This window comes from Streptococcus parasanguinis, assembly GCF_031582885.1.
GTDB classification, from domain to species: Bacteria; Bacillota; Bacilli; order Lactobacillales; family Streptococcaceae; genus Streptococcus; species Streptococcus parasanguinis_M.
Genome location: NZ_CP133988.1, coordinates 349597 through 365737, shown reverse-complemented (window position 1 = coordinate 365737; position 16141 = coordinate 349597). Strand labels below are relative to the sequence as shown.

15 protein-coding genes and 2 pseudogenes are annotated in these 16141 nt (G+C 41.7%); 14 read left to right on the top strand and 3 right to left on the bottom strand.

What is annotated here, in order from left to right:
• Positions 1-3: 3 nt before the first annotated feature.
• The 4 genes and pseudogenes from RDV49_RS01825 to RDV49_RS10395 form a co-directional block, all read left to right on the top strand.
• Positions 4-1320, top strand: coding sequence for an FtsX-like permease family protein (locus RDV49_RS01825; RefSeq protein ID WP_003009502.1), 1317 nt, complete (start codon positions 4-6; stop codon positions 1318-1320).
• A gap of 27 nt (positions 1321-1347) precedes the next feature.
• A complete protein-coding gene (locus RDV49_RS01820) occupies positions 1348-1809 on the top strand; it encodes a hypothetical protein (RefSeq protein WP_003009506.1) in 462 nt (153 codons plus the stop codon).
• The gene (locus tag RDV49_RS01815) at positions 1799-2602 is read left to right on the top strand and encodes a hypothetical protein (protein ID WP_003009509.1); all 804 of its coding nucleotides are present in this window, start codon (positions 1799-1801) and stop codon (positions 2600-2602) included. Before RDV49_RS01820 ends, RDV49_RS01815 begins: the two co-directional genes overlap by 11 nt.
• 87 nt (positions 2603-2689) lie before the next feature.
• A pseudogene (locus RDV49_RS10395) lies at positions 2690-2793 on the top strand (FanG protein); the annotation flags it as partial.
• Positions 2794-2871: 78 nt separating this feature from the next.
• On the opposite strand, the gene rpmG reads toward RDV49_RS10395, so the two are convergent.
• Complete coding sequence (gene rpmG, locus RDV49_RS01810; RefSeq protein WP_001265622.1) at positions 2872-3021, bottom strand: 50S ribosomal protein L33; 150 nt, start codon at positions 3019-3021, stop codon at positions 2872-2874.
• A 15-nt stretch (positions 3022-3036) separates the two neighbouring features.
• A complete protein-coding gene (gene rpmF / locus RDV49_RS01805; protein ID WP_003009516.1) occupies positions 3037-3219 on the bottom strand; it encodes a 50S ribosomal protein L32 in 183 nt (60 codons plus the stop codon).
• A 214-nt stretch (positions 3220-3433) separates the two neighbouring features.
• On the opposite strand from rpmF, the gene ilvD reads away from it, so the two are divergent.
• Positions 3434-5137 (top strand): dihydroxy-acid dehydratase, encoded by a 1704-nt coding sequence (gene ilvD, locus RDV49_RS01800; protein WP_003009522.1) that lies wholly within the window; start codon positions 3434-3436, stop codon positions 5135-5137.
• A gap of 587 nt (positions 5138-5724) precedes the next feature.
• Positions 5725-6999, top strand: a complete 1275-nt coding sequence (locus RDV49_RS01795) for a uracil-xanthine permease family protein (protein WP_003009526.1) — start codon at positions 5725-5727, stop codon at positions 6997-6999.
• A gap of 162 nt (positions 7000-7161) precedes the next feature.
• Here the strand turns inward: RDV49_RS01795 and RDV49_RS01790 are convergent, their stop codons facing one another.
• Positions 7162-7503: a metal-sulfur cluster assembly factor gene (locus tag RDV49_RS01790; RefSeq protein ID WP_003002323.1), complete on the bottom strand. Its 342-nt coding sequence runs from the start codon at positions 7501-7503 to the stop codon at positions 7162-7164.
• Positions 7504-7673: 170 nt separating this feature from the next.
• Here RDV49_RS01790 and hisS point away from each other — a divergent pair, with 170 nt between their 5' ends.
• The 8 genes and pseudogenes from hisS to RDV49_RS01750 all read left to right on the top strand — a co-directional run.
• Complete coding sequence (hisS, locus tag RDV49_RS01785; RefSeq protein WP_037608229.1) at positions 7674-8957, top strand: histidine--tRNA ligase; 1284 nt, start codon at positions 7674-7676, stop codon at positions 8955-8957.
• Between the two features lie 180 nt (positions 8958-9137).
• A complete protein-coding gene (gene thrC / locus RDV49_RS01780) occupies positions 9138-10622 on the top strand; it encodes a threonine synthase (RefSeq protein ID WP_003009533.1) in 1485 nt (494 codons plus the stop codon).
• Positions 10623-10672: 50 nt separating this feature from the next.
• Complete coding sequence (locus RDV49_RS01775; protein WP_003009536.1) at positions 10673-11950, top strand: MATE family efflux transporter; 1278 nt, start codon at positions 10673-10675, stop codon at positions 11948-11950.
• On the top strand, positions 11947-12576 hold the full coding sequence (locus tag RDV49_RS01770; RefSeq protein ID WP_003009539.1) for an HAD-IA family hydrolase: 630 nt from the start codon (positions 11947-11949) through the stop codon (positions 12574-12576). Before RDV49_RS01775 ends, RDV49_RS01770 begins: the two co-directional genes overlap by 4 nt.
• A 268-nt stretch (positions 12577-12844) precedes the next feature.
• A complete protein-coding gene (locus RDV49_RS01765; protein WP_003009542.1) occupies positions 12845-13273 on the top strand; it encodes a MarR family winged helix-turn-helix transcriptional regulator in 429 nt (142 codons plus the stop codon).
• A gap of 15 nt (positions 13274-13288) precedes the next feature.
• Positions 13289-13651 carry a DUF1304 domain-containing protein gene (locus RDV49_RS01760; RefSeq protein WP_003009544.1) on the top strand — a complete coding sequence of 121 codons (363 nt, stop codon included), beginning with the start codon at positions 13289-13291 and terminating at the stop codon, positions 13649-13651.
• Positions 13652-14221: 570 nt separating this feature from the next.
• Entirely contained in the window at positions 14222-15580 is a 1359-nt protein-coding gene (gene trpE, locus RDV49_RS01755; RefSeq protein WP_003009549.1) for an anthranilate synthase component I, read from the top strand.
• Positions 15577-16137 (top strand): annotated as a pseudogene (locus RDV49_RS01750) (aminodeoxychorismate/anthranilate synthase component II); the annotation flags it as partial. The gene trpE and the pseudogene RDV49_RS01750, both read left to right, overlap by 4 nt.
• Positions 16138-16141 lie beyond the last annotated feature (4 nt).

Here is a 16141-nt window from a genome sequence, read left to right as displayed (position 1 = left end):
TATATGTTAAGACTTATTGTGTATCAGTTTCAGTATTCAAAGAGACAATGGTTTGGGACAATTCCATTATTACTTGTATCTAGCCTGATTGTTGGGACATCTTTATTTGGCATTACTAGCTCATCAAGAACTTCAAATATTAATGCTTCGCAACTTTTTCAGATGTTGATTATATTTGGAGGTACTACTCTATTTTTTCTCATTTCAAATAATATAAGATTGCTAATAGACATATTTAGAAAGGACTACGAGTTATGGACTATCTTAGGTGCGAGTAAATCTCAGCTATCTTTACTTGTAGCTGGTCAATTTTCTATAATGGCAGTCATTGTTAGCAGTTTTGGGACAATCCTTTCCTTCGTTGTGACAGATAGTTACTATAAATTTTTACAAAATTTATTAGGAAGAGATGAATTACCTGATTTGGTTATTACATCCAATATTCAGACTGTATTATTGAGTATTTTAATAGTACCAACAATTGTTGGATTAGGAGCTTATTTTTATTCTATTCGATTATTAAAAAAAGAATCAAATTCAAAATCAAATGGTAGAAATTGGAGAGTTAAGGCGACTAAGTTTATTAATATTTCTGTTCGTCTATTCTTATGGTTATTGTGTATAGGTATTATTATTTCAGCAGGTTTTACCAATAATAGAGAAGTGATTGTGATACAATCTGGTATGATTTTATTTTTATTGATTACTCATATATTAATTATTCAAGTTCTATCTCCGTCCACCCAGATTTGTTTAATAAAATTATTAATGAAGATTCTCCCATCTGAAAATTATGCAATCAATACAAGTTTTTGGAACCTACTATACAATCCTAGTTATTTGAAGAGTATACAGACTTCGATGACTATGGGGATAACTCTCATTTCTGGATTCATCCTCTATACCAGAAATATGTACTCATTTATGGATACTATAAATAGTGTCCACGAAGCAAGAGCCTCCTTCATTGCCTATCTATCTGCACCAATTGTGCTTATTATTACTAGTTTTATTTCTATCACAATATTATCTTCTAATAAAGACATTGAAGATATTAGACAGTTACAAATATTGGGCATAACAAAATTACAACTTTTTAAAATACGTATTGCAGAAGCAATAATGCACTCAATAATAATTTCATTGGTCTCTGTAATTTTTAATGCTATTGTGTTAATGTTAGTAAGCTTTATAGGGCAACGTTTAGGGCAGAGTTTAGCAGAAATAGCAGGTTTTTGGCAACCTAGCCTTATTATTCTTTGTTTGTTAGTTATCTTTTATTGTATTACAAAGGGGTTTTATTTATTTAAAGATAGATAAATTGGAAAAGTTATAGAGAGGATTACAATGTCAAGTGATAAAATTTTTGAAATACCTATTCCTAGTGATAATGATGGATTTGTTGTTTTAAAATGTCCAATTTGTAGTGAAAAATTTATGATTCAAGTCCAAGATGTAAATGATGATAGCTTGATAGATGTTTGGTGCCCTAAGTGTGGTCTCAAGAGTGATAATTATTTAGATGATGATGTAAATGATTTGGCAGAAAATATAATTCAAAACTATGTTGCTGATTTATTAAATGATTTTTCGAAGGATATGGAGAGAACATTTAGAAACAATAAAAATATACAATTTAAAGGAAGTAAGAAGATAGCTAGGGAATCAGAAATGCCAATTGGAAGAAAGGTTGGAGACTTCGAAGAGAAAAAATACTTGTGTTGTGATAAAGTAGTAAAATTACGAACTACAACAAAATTCGAAGGCGGTTATTGTCCGTTTTGTGGGGAGTTAGTAGATGGAGATTAATAAAAAAGAACTTAGAAAAATTAGCAGAAGATTTAGAACATTGGCTTCAAATGTGATGAATGCTTATTTCGGAGAACAGACAGATGCATTAATAGAATTTATAGATTATGTTAAGGGGACATCTTTGATATTTGATTATGTTGAGAGCTTAGCTTATGATATAGAGGGGTTAGAATCAGAACTCGATAAAATTGCTTCCTCATATGGAAGTAAAGCTTTAGAACTGGGGGCTGATAGCCGTAGAAGAACTTATCTTTTATATAGAGCTTTTGACTATATTGCCCTTAAAAAGTTGTCTACAACTGATTTTGGACGGTACTATGCACATAGTAAAAAATATCAAGATATGGCAAAAGCATTTGGTGATAGGTTGATTTATCCATTTGTTATAGAAATTGAGGAGTATATTAAGGATATTGCGACCGATATGGGATTTGATAATGATAGTTCATATTATATAACGATTAATAGTTCAGGAGTACAAGTAAATATTGCTGAACATGGTAGTACAGTTAATGCTGAGCAAGGAAATATCATTAATAAAGAGGAAATTTTTAGAGCCATAAAGAATGTGGAGGATGCTATTGAAACAATAGGAAATAGTGAATCTAAATCAGTACTCAAGCAAAACTTAGAGATTGTTAAAAATGAGGTTCAAGAAGTACAACCTAAAAAGGCAATTTTGACTTCAGCTTTTAATACAATGAAATTCATCGCAACTACTGTTGCCTTAACCCCTGATTTAGCAGAAGGAATTAAATTGCTTGCCTCAGTAATTGGAATAAAAATCTAAGAAAGAGACATTTTTTAGGTGAGAATATATGAAAAGCTACAAATTGTAACTTGGAATATAAAAGCTCTGCAAAAACATAAAAAATCAAAAAGCCCTGCCATCGAAATGATAGCAGGGCTTAACTTCAATATCCAAATGATATATTTATCTAAAAAGGTAGAGTAAAAGGTAGAGTTCTTATTGATTTGTAGCACAATTTATTGAAATCCAAAAATTCAAAAATCGCTTTAAATCAATATTTTGACGCCTGTTGACGTGTACTGAACCCCTTACTTAACCTCAGTAAACACGACGTGTTTGCGAAGTTTTGGTGAGTATTTCTTCAATTGAAGACGGTCTGGAGTGTTACGTTTGTTTTTAGAAGTAAGGTACAAGCGTTCACCAGATTCTTTGTGTTCAAGTGTAATATTTACGCGCATGGTATCTCCCTTCTATTATTCAGCTGATGCAGCTTTAGCGATCTTACGTCCTTTGTAGTATCCTTTAAGTGATACACGGTGTGAACGTGAGTAATCTCCAGTTGCTTCGTCAAAGTTTACAGATGGAGCTGTTACTTTGTAGTGCGTACGACGTTTGTTTTTCTTCGCTTTTGATGTGCGACGTGCAGGTACTGCCATTTCGTTTTTCTCCTTTTAAGATATAAATTCAATTAGGTTTGATTTTCATCAACTGTAACAGTATAACAAAACTTTTTTGTAAAGTAAAGTTACTTGACAAAAAAATTGAAATTTTTGAAAGAAACTTTTCTGTCGTCTGCTTCTCCAAAGTTCTTGCCTATCTTTGTGGCCTCTTTTATGCTATAATGGTAAAAAATATAACGAGAGGAATGACATGACAGAATTAGACAAACGCCATCGTAGTAGTGTCTACGATAGCATGGTAAAATCTCCCAACCGTGCCATGCTTCGCGCGACGGGAATGACCGATGAAAGCTTTGAGAAACCGATCGTAGGGGTAATCTCTACTTGGGCTGAAAACACCCCTTGTAACATCCACCTCCATGATTTTGGGAAATTGGCCAAAGAAGGTGTGAAAGATGCAGGAGCTTGGCCGGTTCAATTCGGAACCATTACGGTTGCGGATGGGATCGCTATGGGGACACCAGGGATGCGCTTCTCCTTGACGTCACGTGATATCATTGCGGATTCTATCGAAGCTGCTATGGGCGGTCACAACGTCGATGCCTTTGTAGCCATTGGGGGCTGTGATAAGAACATGCCTGGTTCGATGATTGCCATTGCCAATATGGATATCCCAGCGATCTTTGCTTATGGTGGGACTATTGCTCCAGGGAATCTCGATGGAAAAGATATCGACTTGGTTTCTGTTTTCGAAGGAATCGGGAAGTGGAACCATGGTGATATGACTGCTGAAGAAGTGAAGCAACTGGAATGTAATGCCTGTCCTGGCCCTGGTGGCTGTGGGGGTATGTATACGGCCAACACCATGGCGACAGCGATCGAGGTCCTTGGGATGAGTCTTCCTGGTTCCTCTTCTCACCCTGCTGAATCAGCTGATAAAAAAGCCGATATCGAAGAAGCAGGTCGTGCAGTTGTCAAAATGCTTGAAATGGGACTGAAGCCATCTGATATCTTGACTCGTGAAGCCTTTGAAGATGCGATTACAGTCACAATGGCGCTTGGTGGTTCTACCAATGCGACCCTTCACTTGCTTGCGATCGCTCATGCGGCCAATGTAGACTTGACCCTTGAAGACTTCAACGATTTCCAAGAGCGTGTGCCTCACTTGGCGGACTTGAAACCTTCAGGGAAATATGTCTTCCAAGACCTTTATAATGTTGGTGGTGTGCCAGCCGTCATGAAATACCTTCTTAAGAATGGTTTCCTTCATGGGGATCGTATCACTTGTACTGGTAAGACTGTTGCTGAGAACTTGGAAGCCTTCGCTGATTTGACACCAGGTCAAAAAGTTATCATGCCACTTGAAAATCCAAAACGTGCGGATGGTCCATTGATCATCTTGAAAGGGAACTTGGCTCCAGAAGGGGCGGTTGCCAAAGTATCAGGTGTGAAAGTTCGTAACATCACGGGTCCTGCTAAGGTCTTTGACTCAGAAGAAGCTGCCATTGAAGCCGTTCTTTCGGATGAAATTGTGGATGGCGACGTTGTCGTTGTCCGTTTCGTAGGTCCTAAGGGTGGTCCTGGTATGCCGGAAATGCTGTCCTTGTCATCTATGATCGTTGGTAAAGGTCAAGGGGACAAGGTGGCCCTCTTGACAGATGGACGCTTCTCTGGTGGTACTTATGGTCTCGTTGTCGGTCACATTGCGCCTGAAGCTCAGGTTGGTGGCCCAATCGCCTACCTCCACACAGGGGACATGGTAACAGTTGATCAAGATACCAAAGAAATCACCATGCACGTCTCAGACGAAGAGTTAGCAAAACGTAAAGCTGAAACAACCTTGCCACCACTGTATAGCCGTGGGGTTTTGGGTAAATACGCTCATATCGTTTCTTCAGCATCACGTGGTGCTGTAACCGACTTCTGGAATATGGAACAGTCTGGTAAACAGTAATTGCAAGGACGACTTTGTCCAAAGAGAGAGTGGGACAGAAATCGGCAATTCGTTAGAATTCGATTTCGTCGTCCCACCTCCGCACAGTTGAGTAGGGCTGTAAAAGCTGATGTAATCAGCGTAGTAGAGTCCACTCAACCACTGCGTCTTGCTCGACAATCCAAAAATAATTGAGAGGCTAGGACTTTTGTCCCAGCCTCTTTTTTGGGTTCAGAGTGGCTATTTTCAACCCTGTCGCTAAAACGTATGAATATTACTTTTTGGGGGATTTGGGTGTATCATCTGTTATTTTTCTTGTAAATCCATCTATAATTTGCTATAATTGTGACTAATCGAATCAATCCTTTAATACTGTCCAGAGAGGCAGGCAAGGAGCCATGGAAATGAAAGGCCTGGGAAGACCAGCCTATATTTTGTGTATCTCCTTGTTGTGGGGGATTTTTTTGTATATTGAAAAGTGGTTTGATAAAAAAGAAATCGTCGATGATGGAAGCAGGGAGTGCATCCTTACGATTTGGTCATCGAAGGTAGATGTTTTTGTTCAGCCATAGCTTGTCGCATCTTAATTTTAGGAGGTTTTTACGATCGTGAATGACGTTAAATATGATGTGAATGATATGCCAAAACCTGGTTTATTGATTGGTTTATCTTTCCAGCATTTGTTTGCCATGTTTGGGGCGACAGTACTGGTGCCGATTTTGGTTGGAATTGATCCTGCCATTGCTCTCTTCTCATCTGGTTTGGGAACCTTGGCTCACTTAACCGTGACCAAGTATAAGATTCCTGCTTATATGGGGTCTAGTTTTGCTTATATTGCTGCTATGCAGATGTTGATGAAGACAGATGGAATCGCAGCAGTTGCCCAGGGTGCCATGGCGGGTGGTTTGGTCTACTTGTTTGTAGCTCTAATTGTTAAGCATGCGGGTAAAGATTGGATTAATAAGGTCCTTCCACCAATCGTGGTTGGTCCCATTATCATGGTAATTGGTTTGAGTCTTGCGAAGAATGCCGTCACTGATGCGACAACCTTAAATAATAGCTACAGTGGCTATGCTCTATTGATTTCGATGGTGACCCTCTTTGCGGTTATCCTCTTTAACATGTATGGCAAGAAGATTGTCGGTGTCGTCCCAATTTTACTTGGATTAATTGTGGGCTATATTTTCTCATTGGCTCTTGGTTTGATGACAGGACATAGTTTTGTCAATTTCTCAGAGGTAAGTGCGGCGCATTGGATTCAAGTTCCAAACTTTGACATTCCATTTGTGGATTATAGTTTTAAGCTCTATCCAAGTGCAATTTTGACCATGGCTCCGATTGCCTTTGTGACCATGACGGAACATTTTGGCCACCTCATGGTTTTAAATAGTTTGACTGAGCGTGATTACTTCAAGGATCCAGGACTAGACCATACGCTTACTGGTGATGGCTTAGCACAGATTATTGCTGGATTCTTTGGAGCTCCTCCGGTAACTTCTTATGGGGAAAACATTGGGGTTATGGCCCTTAGTAAGGTCTACTCAGTTTACGTTATTTCAGGCGCAGCAGTGATTGCGGTTGTCATGAGCTTTATTGGGAAGCTATCAGCACTCTTGCACTCCATTCCAACTCCTGTATTGGGAGGCTTGTCTATTGCCCTCTTTGGGGTTATCGCTGCTAGCGGTTTGAAAATTTTAGTTGAACATAAGATTGATTTTGATAATAAAAAGAATCTCTTGATTGCAAGTGTGATCCTAGTATCAGGGATCGGTGGTTTGATGATTGACCTCGGTGGTCTTCAAATCACGGGTGTGGCAACGTCGACCATTCTAGGAATCGTGTTGTACCAAATCCTTCCTGAACCAAAAGCTGATCAGGCTTAGACCATTCTGGTAGTGAAAAAGTTTGAATGGATTCAAACATTATAAAAACGAGGAACAAACTCTGATGGCAGAGTTGGTGTTCCTCGTTTTTTTATTATGGATTGGATTTCCAAAGAGGCTTTCCTTCATTAGTTGACTGCGTTTATTAAATGGTAATGATTGTTATCGTGGTGGAAGGCCAAGGGCGATGCGCCCGTATCGGCTGATTCGTGTAATTTTCCAAGCGGGTGACCAAGTTACTTCAACCTTGACATCTTCGATCCCCTCGATTTCTTTTAGGCGAGCGACGATTTCGATCGGAAGGCTCTCAGCACAGTTACAAGCCGTATCGGTAAAGGTCATAACCACCTTGCAAGTGCCGGCTTCATCTAGATGGATCTCGTAGATCAGTCCTAGGTTATAGACATCTAACTCAACATCGGTATCAAATACAAGCTCCAATTTTTCGATTAACGGCTTCTCTAGTGCCAGGGCGCGGTCATTGATTTTGATATCCTCTCTCATCGCAAGATCCTTTCAGTGTAGTATGGCTTCCATTTTCTCATAATTCGGCTGATAAGGCAAGAAGAGAAAGAGGATTTGAACGTGTCGAACGAAGGAAATTCGGTCCAGCCTCCATTTCTCTTCGAATTTGTGGTAAAATAGAGGCAAAAGTAAGACAAAGGATGAAGGCTATGAAATTACAAAAACCAAAAGGGACCCAGGATATCCTTCCTGGCGATTCAGCGAAATGGCAATATGTAGAAGGCTTTGCACGCAAGGTCTTTGCGCGATACAATTATGATGAAATCCGCACACCGATCTTCGAACATTATGAAGTCATCAGCCGTTCAGTAGGGGATACGACGGATATCGTCACCAAAGAAATGTATGATTTCTATGACAAGGGAGACCGTCATATCACGCTTCGTCCAGAAGGAACAGCTCCTGTTGTCCGCTCCTATGTAGAAAATAAACTCTTTGCGCCTGAGGTACAAAAACCAAGTAAGTTCTATTACATAGGTCCAATGTTCCGCTACGAACGTCCTCAAGCAGGTCGTTTGCGTCAATTCCACCAAATTGGGGTAGAATGCTTTGGATCGAGCAATCCTGCAACGGATGTCGAAACCATTGCCATGGCAGCGCAATTCCTGAAAGAACTAGGAATTGACAATGTGACCTTGCACTTGAACACCTTGGGAAGCCCTGCTAGTCGTCAGGCTTATCGTCAAGCCTTGATTGATTACCTCTTGCCAATGAAGGATCAATTGTCTAAGGACAGCCAACGTCGCTTAGAAGAAAATCCGCTTCGTGTCTTGGATTCAAAAGAAAAAGAAGACAAGGCCGCGGTTGAACAGGCTCCTTCCATCCTAGACTATCTAGATGAAGAAAGCCAAGCGCATTTTGATGCGGTTCGTCGGATGTTAGAAGATTTAGGTGTAGCCTATGTCATCGATACCAATATGGTGCGTGGCTTGGATTACTACAACCACACGATTTTTGAGTTCATTACAGAAATTGAAGGCAATGAATTGACAGTCTGTGCGGGTGGTCGCTATGATGGTTTGGTGGAATACTTCGGTGGCCCTGCGACAGCTGGTTTTGGATTTGGTATCGGTGTGGAACGGATCCTTCTCGTTCTTGAAAAGAAAGGCATTGAATTACCGATCGAAACAGGCCTAGATGCCTATATCGCTGTCCTAGGAGATGAGGTCAATGAAGCAGCGCTTAGCTTGGTTCAAGCCCTTCGAATCCAAGGTTTCAAGGCAGAACGTGACTATCTTGGACGTAAGCTCAAGGCACAATTTAAGTCAGCAGATGTCTTTGCGGCCAAAGCCTTGATTACCTTAGGAAGTAGTGAAGTTGAGAGCGGTCAAGTTACTGTGAAAAATAACCAAACTCGTCAAGAAGTAACGGTAGCTCTTGAAAACTTGAAGAAAGGCTTCCCATCTGTTTTGGCAGAGTTGGGATTGGCTTGATCAAATCTTTCAGATACCTGTAAAAGAGATTCGCATGGGAGTAGGAGCAAAGTCGTTGCGCCTGCTCTCTTTTATCTAGCTTCTGTTTGCCGACCTTTGCCAAGATTTGGCGAAAAGCCGTTAAATTTTCTGACATTTATGATATAATGAGAAGACTACTAGTAAAGGAATAAAACAGTCATGACATTAGTTTATCAATCAACACGAGATGAAAAAAATACTGTAACAGCTAGTCAAGCCATCCTTCAAGGATTGGCGACAGATGGCGGTTTGTTTACTCCAGTCTCTTATCCTCAAGTAGAGCTGGATTTTGATACCCTCAAAGACGCTTCTTACCAAGAAGTGGCCAAGCTTGTTTTGTCAGCCTTTTTGGACGACTTTACAGCAGAAGAGTTGGACTACTGTATTTCTCATGCTTATGACAGCAAGTTTGATACCCCAGCTATTGCTCCTCTTGTCAAACTCGATGGGCAATACAATTTGGAACTCTTCCACGGCTCCACTATTGCCTTTAAAGATATGGCTTTGTCGATCTTGCCTTACTTTATGACAACAGCAGCTAAAAAGCACGGTTTGGAAAATAAAATTGTCATCTTGACGGCGACTTCTGGAGATACAGGAAAAGCTGCCATGGCAGGTTTTGCCGATGTTCCAGGAACAGAGATTATTGTCTTTTATCCAAAAGATGGTGTCAGCAAGGTGCAAGAGTTGCAAATGACGACTCAAACGGGGAATAATACCCATGTCATCGCCATCGATGGAAACTTTGACGATGCCCAAACTAATGTCAAACACATGTTCAATGATGTGGCGCTCCGTGAAAAATTAGCAGCCAACAAGATGCAATTCTCATCAGCTAATTCTATGAACATTGGTCGTTTGGTGCCTCAGGTTGTCTATTACGTATACGCCTATGCTCAATTGGTCAAGACAGGCCAAATCACAGCGGGAGAAAAAGTCAATTTCACTGTTCCAACAGGAAACTTTGGAAATATCTTGGCAGCTTTCTATGCCAAACAAATCGGTCTTCCAGTTGGGAAATTGATCTGTGCGTCAAATGAAAACAATGTCTTGACAGACTTCTTCAAAACACATGTCTATGATAAGAAACGTGAGTTCAAGGTGACCACTAGCCCATCGATGGATATTTTGGTCTCTTCAAACTTGGAACGCTTGATTTTCCACTTGGTAGGCAATGATGCCACAAAGACCAAAGAATTGATGGAAAGCCTTGTTGCAACAGGTCAGTACCAATTGTCCAACTTTGATGCAGACATCTTAGATTTGTTTGCGGCTGCATACGCAGATGAAGCAGAAACTGCTGCAGAGATCAAGCGGGTCTATGAAGCGTCTGATTACATCGAAGACCCTCATACAGCCGTAGCATCAGCCGTTTACCAAAAATACCGGACCCAAACAGGGGATACTGCTAAAACAGTCATTGCCTCTACAGCAAGTCCTTACAAATTCCCAGTTGTAGCAGTAGAAGCGGTGACAGGCGAGACAGGTCTAGGCGATTTCGAAGCCTTGGCTAAATTACACACACTCTCAGGTGTTCCTGTGCCACCGGCTGTAGACGGCCTTGAAACTGCACCGGTTCGCCATCGTACAAGCGTGGCAGCCAAAGACATGCAAGCAGCCGTAGAAGACTACTTGGGACTTTAATTCTCTGTATTAGAAAGATCAAAAGAGCCGTTTGGCTCTTTTATATACGCATGAATTCATACAAAAAAATCTTAAATATCGCCCTTCCTGCCATGGGTGAAAATTTCTTACAAATGCTGATGGGCATGGTGGATTCTTATTTAGTGGCTCACCTGGGCTTGATTGCCATTTCAGGTGTTTCCGTCGCAGGGAATATCATCACCATCTATCAAGCCATCTTTTTGGCACTGGGTGCGGCGGTTGCCAGTGTCATGTCCAAAAGCTTGGGCGAAAAAAATCAAGAAAACATTGCCTACCATGCGACAGAGTCACTGAAGGTGACCTTATTGTTGAGTGCTCTCTTAGGAGGGGCTTCGCTGTTATTTGGACGCCAGATGATTTCTCTGTTGGGGACTGAAGCTGCAGTAGCCGAAAGCGGGGGGATTTACCTTTCCTTGGTCGGCGGGACCATTGTTCTCTTAGGATTGATGACGACCTTGGGCTCCTTGGTTCGGGTGGCCAACAATCCACGTATTCCTATGTATGTGAGCCTGTTGACCAATGTTTTGAATGCTTTATTCTCCTCTGTGGCCATTTTCCTTTTTGGCTGGGGGATTGTCGGTGCGGCCTTAGGGACAGTGCTGGCCCGTCTGGTGGGCGTCATCCTCTTGTGGCGAAAGGTCCAGTTACCCTTTGCACCTCTTCGTTGGGGATTGGATCGTAAGCTCTTGAACTTAGCACTTCCAGCTGCCGGAGAGCGGCTGATGATGCGAGCTGGAGATGTGGTGATCATTGCGATCGTGGTTGCTTTTGGGACCGAGGCAGTCGCAGGAAATGCTATCGGAGAGACCTTGACCCAGTTCAACTACATGCCTGTATTTGGAGTGGCCACAGCGACGGTTATGCTCGTGGCACGGAGCCTGGGTGAAGGTGATCTTGAGCAGATTGCCCGCCTTCGAAAGCAGTCTTACTGGTTGTCCTTCGTGTTAATGTTACCCATTGCCTTGGGAATCTTTTTTGGGGGCACCCTTCTGACCCATCTCTACACACAAGATACAAAAGCAGTCGAAGCTAGCCTATCGGTTGTCCTCTTTTCTTTGTTAGGAACGCCGTTTACAGCAGGAACGGTCATCTATACAGCTGTTTGGCAAGGCTTGGGAAATGGGAAACTTCCATTTTATGCAACGACGATTGGCATGTGGGTCATTCGAATTGGAGCCGGTTATCTGCTTGGAGTAACTCTTGGCTTTGGCCTTCCAGGGGTCTGGACTGGAACCTTGCTCGACAATGGCTTCCGTTGGCTATTTTTGAGTCAGCTATATAGACGAAAAGTAGGAGAGAAAAAATGACAAAACGAGCCTTTATTTGGGATTTGGATGGGACCTTGCTGGATTCCTATGATGCGATTCTGGCAGGTCTTGAGGAGACCTATGCAACTTATCAGCTTACATTTGACCGAGCTAGCATTAAAGATTACATCTTGAAGCATTCGGTTCAAGATCTTTTAGTAGCCGTGGCGGAGGAGTATCATCTGGATGTGACTGACTTGAATCATCGTCGAGCTGAAAGTCTAGCAGAGAAAAATGCCCAGGTCCTTCTGATGGAGGGGGCGCGTGATGTCCTATCTTGGGGGAAGGATGCTGGGATCGAGCAGTTTGTCTATACCCATAAGGGAGAGAATGCTTTTGTCATCCTGCGGGATTTGGGCTTGGAATCTTTTTTTACAGAGATTTTGACCAGTCAAAGTGGTTTTGCCCGCAAGCCTGACCCAGAAGCTGCCATGTATCTGATGGAGAAGTACGGCTTGGAGCCCGAAAAGACCTACTATATTGGGGATCGGAGCCTGGATATTGACTTTGCAAGAAATAGCCAGATTCAGAGTATCAATTTCTTGGCGTCTGACTATCAAGGTAATCATCAGATGAACACCTTACTAGATATTCCAGTTATTTTAAACGCTGAAAAGAATCTGTAAAGAATTTGTTTTCATTTTGAAATAAAGTCGTAAGCTTTCTTTAAGAAATGTCCGCTATAATAGAAGCATAAACAAAGACCTCCTAACTTTGTTTAGAAAAATCCTAAAACTTTTCTTTTTCATAATAATCTCCCTAAGAGTCGCCAAATCAGGCGGCTTTTTTTGTGCGAAAAAACAGTGCAGGCTCTTTTTCTTGCAAGAGGATATGAAATGTTTTATAATTGACTAGTCAATTATTGATTTATCAAAAAAGAATAGAGGAAGGGACATGGCAGAAATAAATGATTTGCTCTACCAACTACGTTTGGCAGATCAATCGACTACACAGTTATTTGAAAAGCGACTAGGGATTAGCTTAACACGTTATCAAATTTTGCAGGATTTATTAGAACAAGCGCCTTGCAATCAGATCGCGGTTCAGGAACGCTTGCAGATTGATCCAGCGGCTTTAACCCGGCATTTCAAAATATTAGAAAAGGAAGGATTTGTCCATCGGAGTCGAAATCCAAAGAATCAGCGGGAAATCCTAATTCATTTGACGGATACGGCCTATAATCGTTTGGTCAAACATCCCCCTCGCCATCATGTGGCGGTGAAAGAACAGATGAGTCGGATTTTGACTGCTCAAGAACAAGAGCAATTTTCTTACCTGCTGGACAAATTAGTATCTGGCATTGAACAAATAACAGTTGAATAAAAAGGAGAATCTACGATGTCATTACTGACGATTATTTTAGCAAGTCTTGCTGCACTGGAGCATTTGTATATTTTTTATTTGGAGAGCATCAGAACCACATCTGATACCACAAGTCGGGTTTTCAACATGGATAAAGAAGAACTCGCTCGCCCATCTGTGACCTCTTTATTTAAGAATCAAGGGATATACAATGCCTTGATTGGGGTGTTCCTCTTGTATGGATTGTTTGTCTCTAAAAATAGTGAAGTTGTTACGATTTTTGTGCTTTTTATTATTGGAGCTGCAGCCTACGGTGCGATGACAGCCAATAAAAAGATTATCTTGACCCAAGGTGGTCCTGCAATTTTAGCTTTATTGAGTATCCTATTGTTGGGATAAAAAGGACGGGACGCTAGGGCTCTTTGAGCTGATTTTATTAAATAAGTGTAGAAAAAAGTATAAAAAAAGACTAAAAATTTTATTGACTTTCTAAGAAAAAGGGTTATAATGGTAGCAACAGAAAAGTAATGAGTCAGCTATTTTCAGGGAGCTTGTGGGAATTGCGAACAAGCAATAGCGACTGATGAAAATTGGACTGTTATGATTAATGAATTCTAACCCATGTGAATTCGGTTGGCACCCCTTACCGTGCAACTCCTTGATAGAGGAGATAGAGATGTAGGGAAAGACCAGCTATTTTTCCCTATAAAAGAGGTGGCACCGCGGACAACACGCCCTCACACAGTTTTTTGTGTGAGGGCTTTTCTATGTGCCTTAGCAAGCGAAGCGAGCTTAGGCACATAGATCCCAAAGCGAAAACAGAGCGTGGGATATCCTTGATAGCCTTAGCAAGCGAAGCGAGCTTAGGCACATTGATCCCAAAGCGAAAATTGAACGTGTGATAACCCAGCTAGCCTTAGCCAGCTGAATTCATTAGAATAAATAAGTTCTAGAAGAGAGGTTTCTGATATGAAAAAAGTTTTATCTGCTGATGTTTTGAGTCCAATTTTGGCTTATATGCGTTTGGATGCGCCCCATAAAATGATCTTGGAGTCGATCCCTCGTGAAAAAGAGAATGCGCGTTTTTCAATTGTAGCCTATCGGCCAGTCAGTGAAGTCAAGTTTGAAAATGGCGTCCTCTATTACAATGATCAAATTGTTGAAGAGGATCCTTTGGACTTTTTGAATCGCATCACGGTCAAAACGAAAACTTCTGAAGAGCTTCCTTTTAACGGTGGGGCGATTGGATTTGTCGGCTATGACTTGATTGGCCTCTATGAGAACATTGGTTCCATTCCTGAAGATACGATCGGCACACCAGATCTTCACTTTTTCTTATATGAGAGCTATGTGATTTTTGATCACAAAAAGGAAAAGGTCTATGTGGTGGAAGAGAACCTCTATAGTGGACGGAGTGAAGCAGAGCAAGCATCGAGCTTGGAGCAAGTATTAGCACAATTGGCAAGACCTGCAAAAGAAGAGTTTCAGGACAAGGACCTGCATGCGCTTCATTTCCACAATCATTTGGAGCAAAAAGAGTTTGAGGAAATGGTGGCACTAGCCCGGGACTATATTCGAAAAGGAGATATGTTCCAATGCGTGCTTAGTCAACGTTTTTCAGCTGATTTTTCAGGAAAATCATTGGATTATTACCGCAATTTGCGCGTGACCAACCCTTCGAATTATCTCTACTTTTATGATTTTGGGGAGTACCAAATTATCGGTGCCAGTCCAGAAAGTCTGGTGTCAGTCAAGGACCGAGTAGTGACGACCAATCCTATTGCTGGTACGCGTCCCAGAGGGATCGATGAAGAGGCTGATCGGCAATTGGCAGCTGATTTGGCAGGGGATCCAAAAGAAGTCGCAGAACACCGGATGTTGGTGGATCTAGGGCGAAACGATATTGGGCGTATCGCCCAAAATGGGTCGGTTGAAGTGACCAAATATATGGAAGTGGAGTTCTTCCGTTATGTGATGCACCTGACGAGTGTGGTCAAGGGTCAATTGCTTCCTGGACTAGCCTCCATTGAGGCTCTGAAGGCAACTCTTCCAGCGGGGACCGTTTCGGGTGCTCCCAAGATTCGAGCCATGAAGCGAATCTATGAAGCAGAAAAAGAAAAACGAGGCGTCTATGCGGGTGCTATTGGCTATCTCTCTGTGACGGGGGATCTCGATTTTGCTATTGCGATTCGAACCATGATCCTCAAAAATAAGAAGGCTTATGTGCAGGCTGGAGCAGGAATCGTTTATGATTCGATCGCTGAAAATGAATACCAAGAAACCGTCAATAAGGCAAAATCGATGACAAGGATTGGAGAAGAAGGATGATTTTATTAGTCGATAATTACGATTCATTTACTTACAATTTAGCACAGTATATCGGAAAATTTGATGAGGTCCAGGTGCTTCGAAATGATGATCCGGATTTGTACCAAGTTGGCCAAGAAGCAGATGCCTTGGTCTTTTCTCCAGGTCCAGGTTGGCCAAAGGATGCGGGCAAGATGGAGGAGATGATCCGAGATTTCGCGGGGGTCAAACCAATCTTGGGGATTTGCTTGGGGCATCAAGCGATTGCGGAAGTTTTTGGAGGACGCTTGGGATTGGCGCCACAGGTCATGCATGGCAAACAAAGCCAGATCCAGCTAGAAGCTCCCTCTCCGCTATACGCGGGTGTCGCAAAAGAAGTCCCAGTCATGCGTTACCATTCGCTGACGATTGAAGACATGCCAGAGGATTTTGTCATTACCTCTCGGACGACGGATGATCAAGCGATTATGGGAATTCAACATCGCAGCTTACCAATTTATGGTTTTCAATACCATCCAGAAAGTATCGGGACGCCAGATGGGCTCAAGACCATCGAAAATTTTGTCAAACTAGTCAAGGAGC

Excerpts from the sequence above, each read along its gene's own strand:
- trpE (WP_003009549.1), top strand. The coding sequence starts at position 14,222 with ATGAAAAAAGTTTTATCTGCTGATGTTTTGAGTCCAATTTTGGCTTAT.
- RDV49_RS01790 (WP_003002323.1), bottom strand. The coding sequence starts at position 7,503 with ATGAGAGAGGATATCAAAATCAATGACCGCGCCCTGGCACTAGAGAAG.
- hisS (WP_037608229.1), top strand. The coding sequence starts at position 7,674 with ATGAAATTACAAAAACCAAAAGGGACCCAGGATATCCTTCCTGGCGAT.
- RDV49_RS01825 (WP_003009502.1), top strand. The coding sequence starts at position 4 with ATGTTAAGACTTATTGTGTATCAGTTTCAGTATTCAAAGAGACAATGG.
- RDV49_RS01775 (WP_003009536.1), top strand. The coding sequence starts at position 10,673 with ATGAATTCATACAAAAAAATCTTAAATATCGCCCTTCCTGCCATGGGT.
- RDV49_RS01770 (WP_003009539.1), top strand. The coding sequence starts at position 11,947 with ATGACAAAACGAGCCTTTATTTGGGATTTGGATGGGACCTTGCTGGAT.
- RDV49_RS01765 (WP_003009542.1), top strand. The coding sequence starts at position 12,845 with ATGGCAGAAATAAATGATTTGCTCTACCAACTACGTTTGGCAGATCAA.
- ilvD (WP_003009522.1), top strand. The coding sequence starts at position 3,434 with ATGACAGAATTAGACAAACGCCATCGTAGTAGTGTCTACGATAGCATG.
- rpmG (WP_001265622.1), bottom strand. The coding sequence starts at position 3,021 with ATGCGCGTAAATATTACACTTGAACACAAAGAATCTGGTGAACGCTTG.
- thrC (WP_003009533.1), top strand. The coding sequence starts at position 9,138 with ATGACATTAGTTTATCAATCAACACGAGATGAAAAAAATACTGTAACA.
- RDV49_RS01760 (WP_003009544.1), top strand. The coding sequence starts at position 13,289 with ATGTCATTACTGACGATTATTTTAGCAAGTCTTGCTGCACTGGAGCAT.
- rpmF (WP_003009516.1), bottom strand. The coding sequence starts at position 3,219 with ATGGCAGTACCTGCACGTCGCACATCAAAAGCGAAGAAAAACAAACGT.
- RDV49_RS01820 (WP_003009506.1), top strand. The coding sequence starts at position 1,348 with ATGTCAAGTGATAAAATTTTTGAAATACCTATTCCTAGTGATAATGAT.
- RDV49_RS01815 (WP_003009509.1), top strand. The coding sequence starts at position 1,799 with ATGGAGATTAATAAAAAAGAACTTAGAAAAATTAGCAGAAGATTTAGA.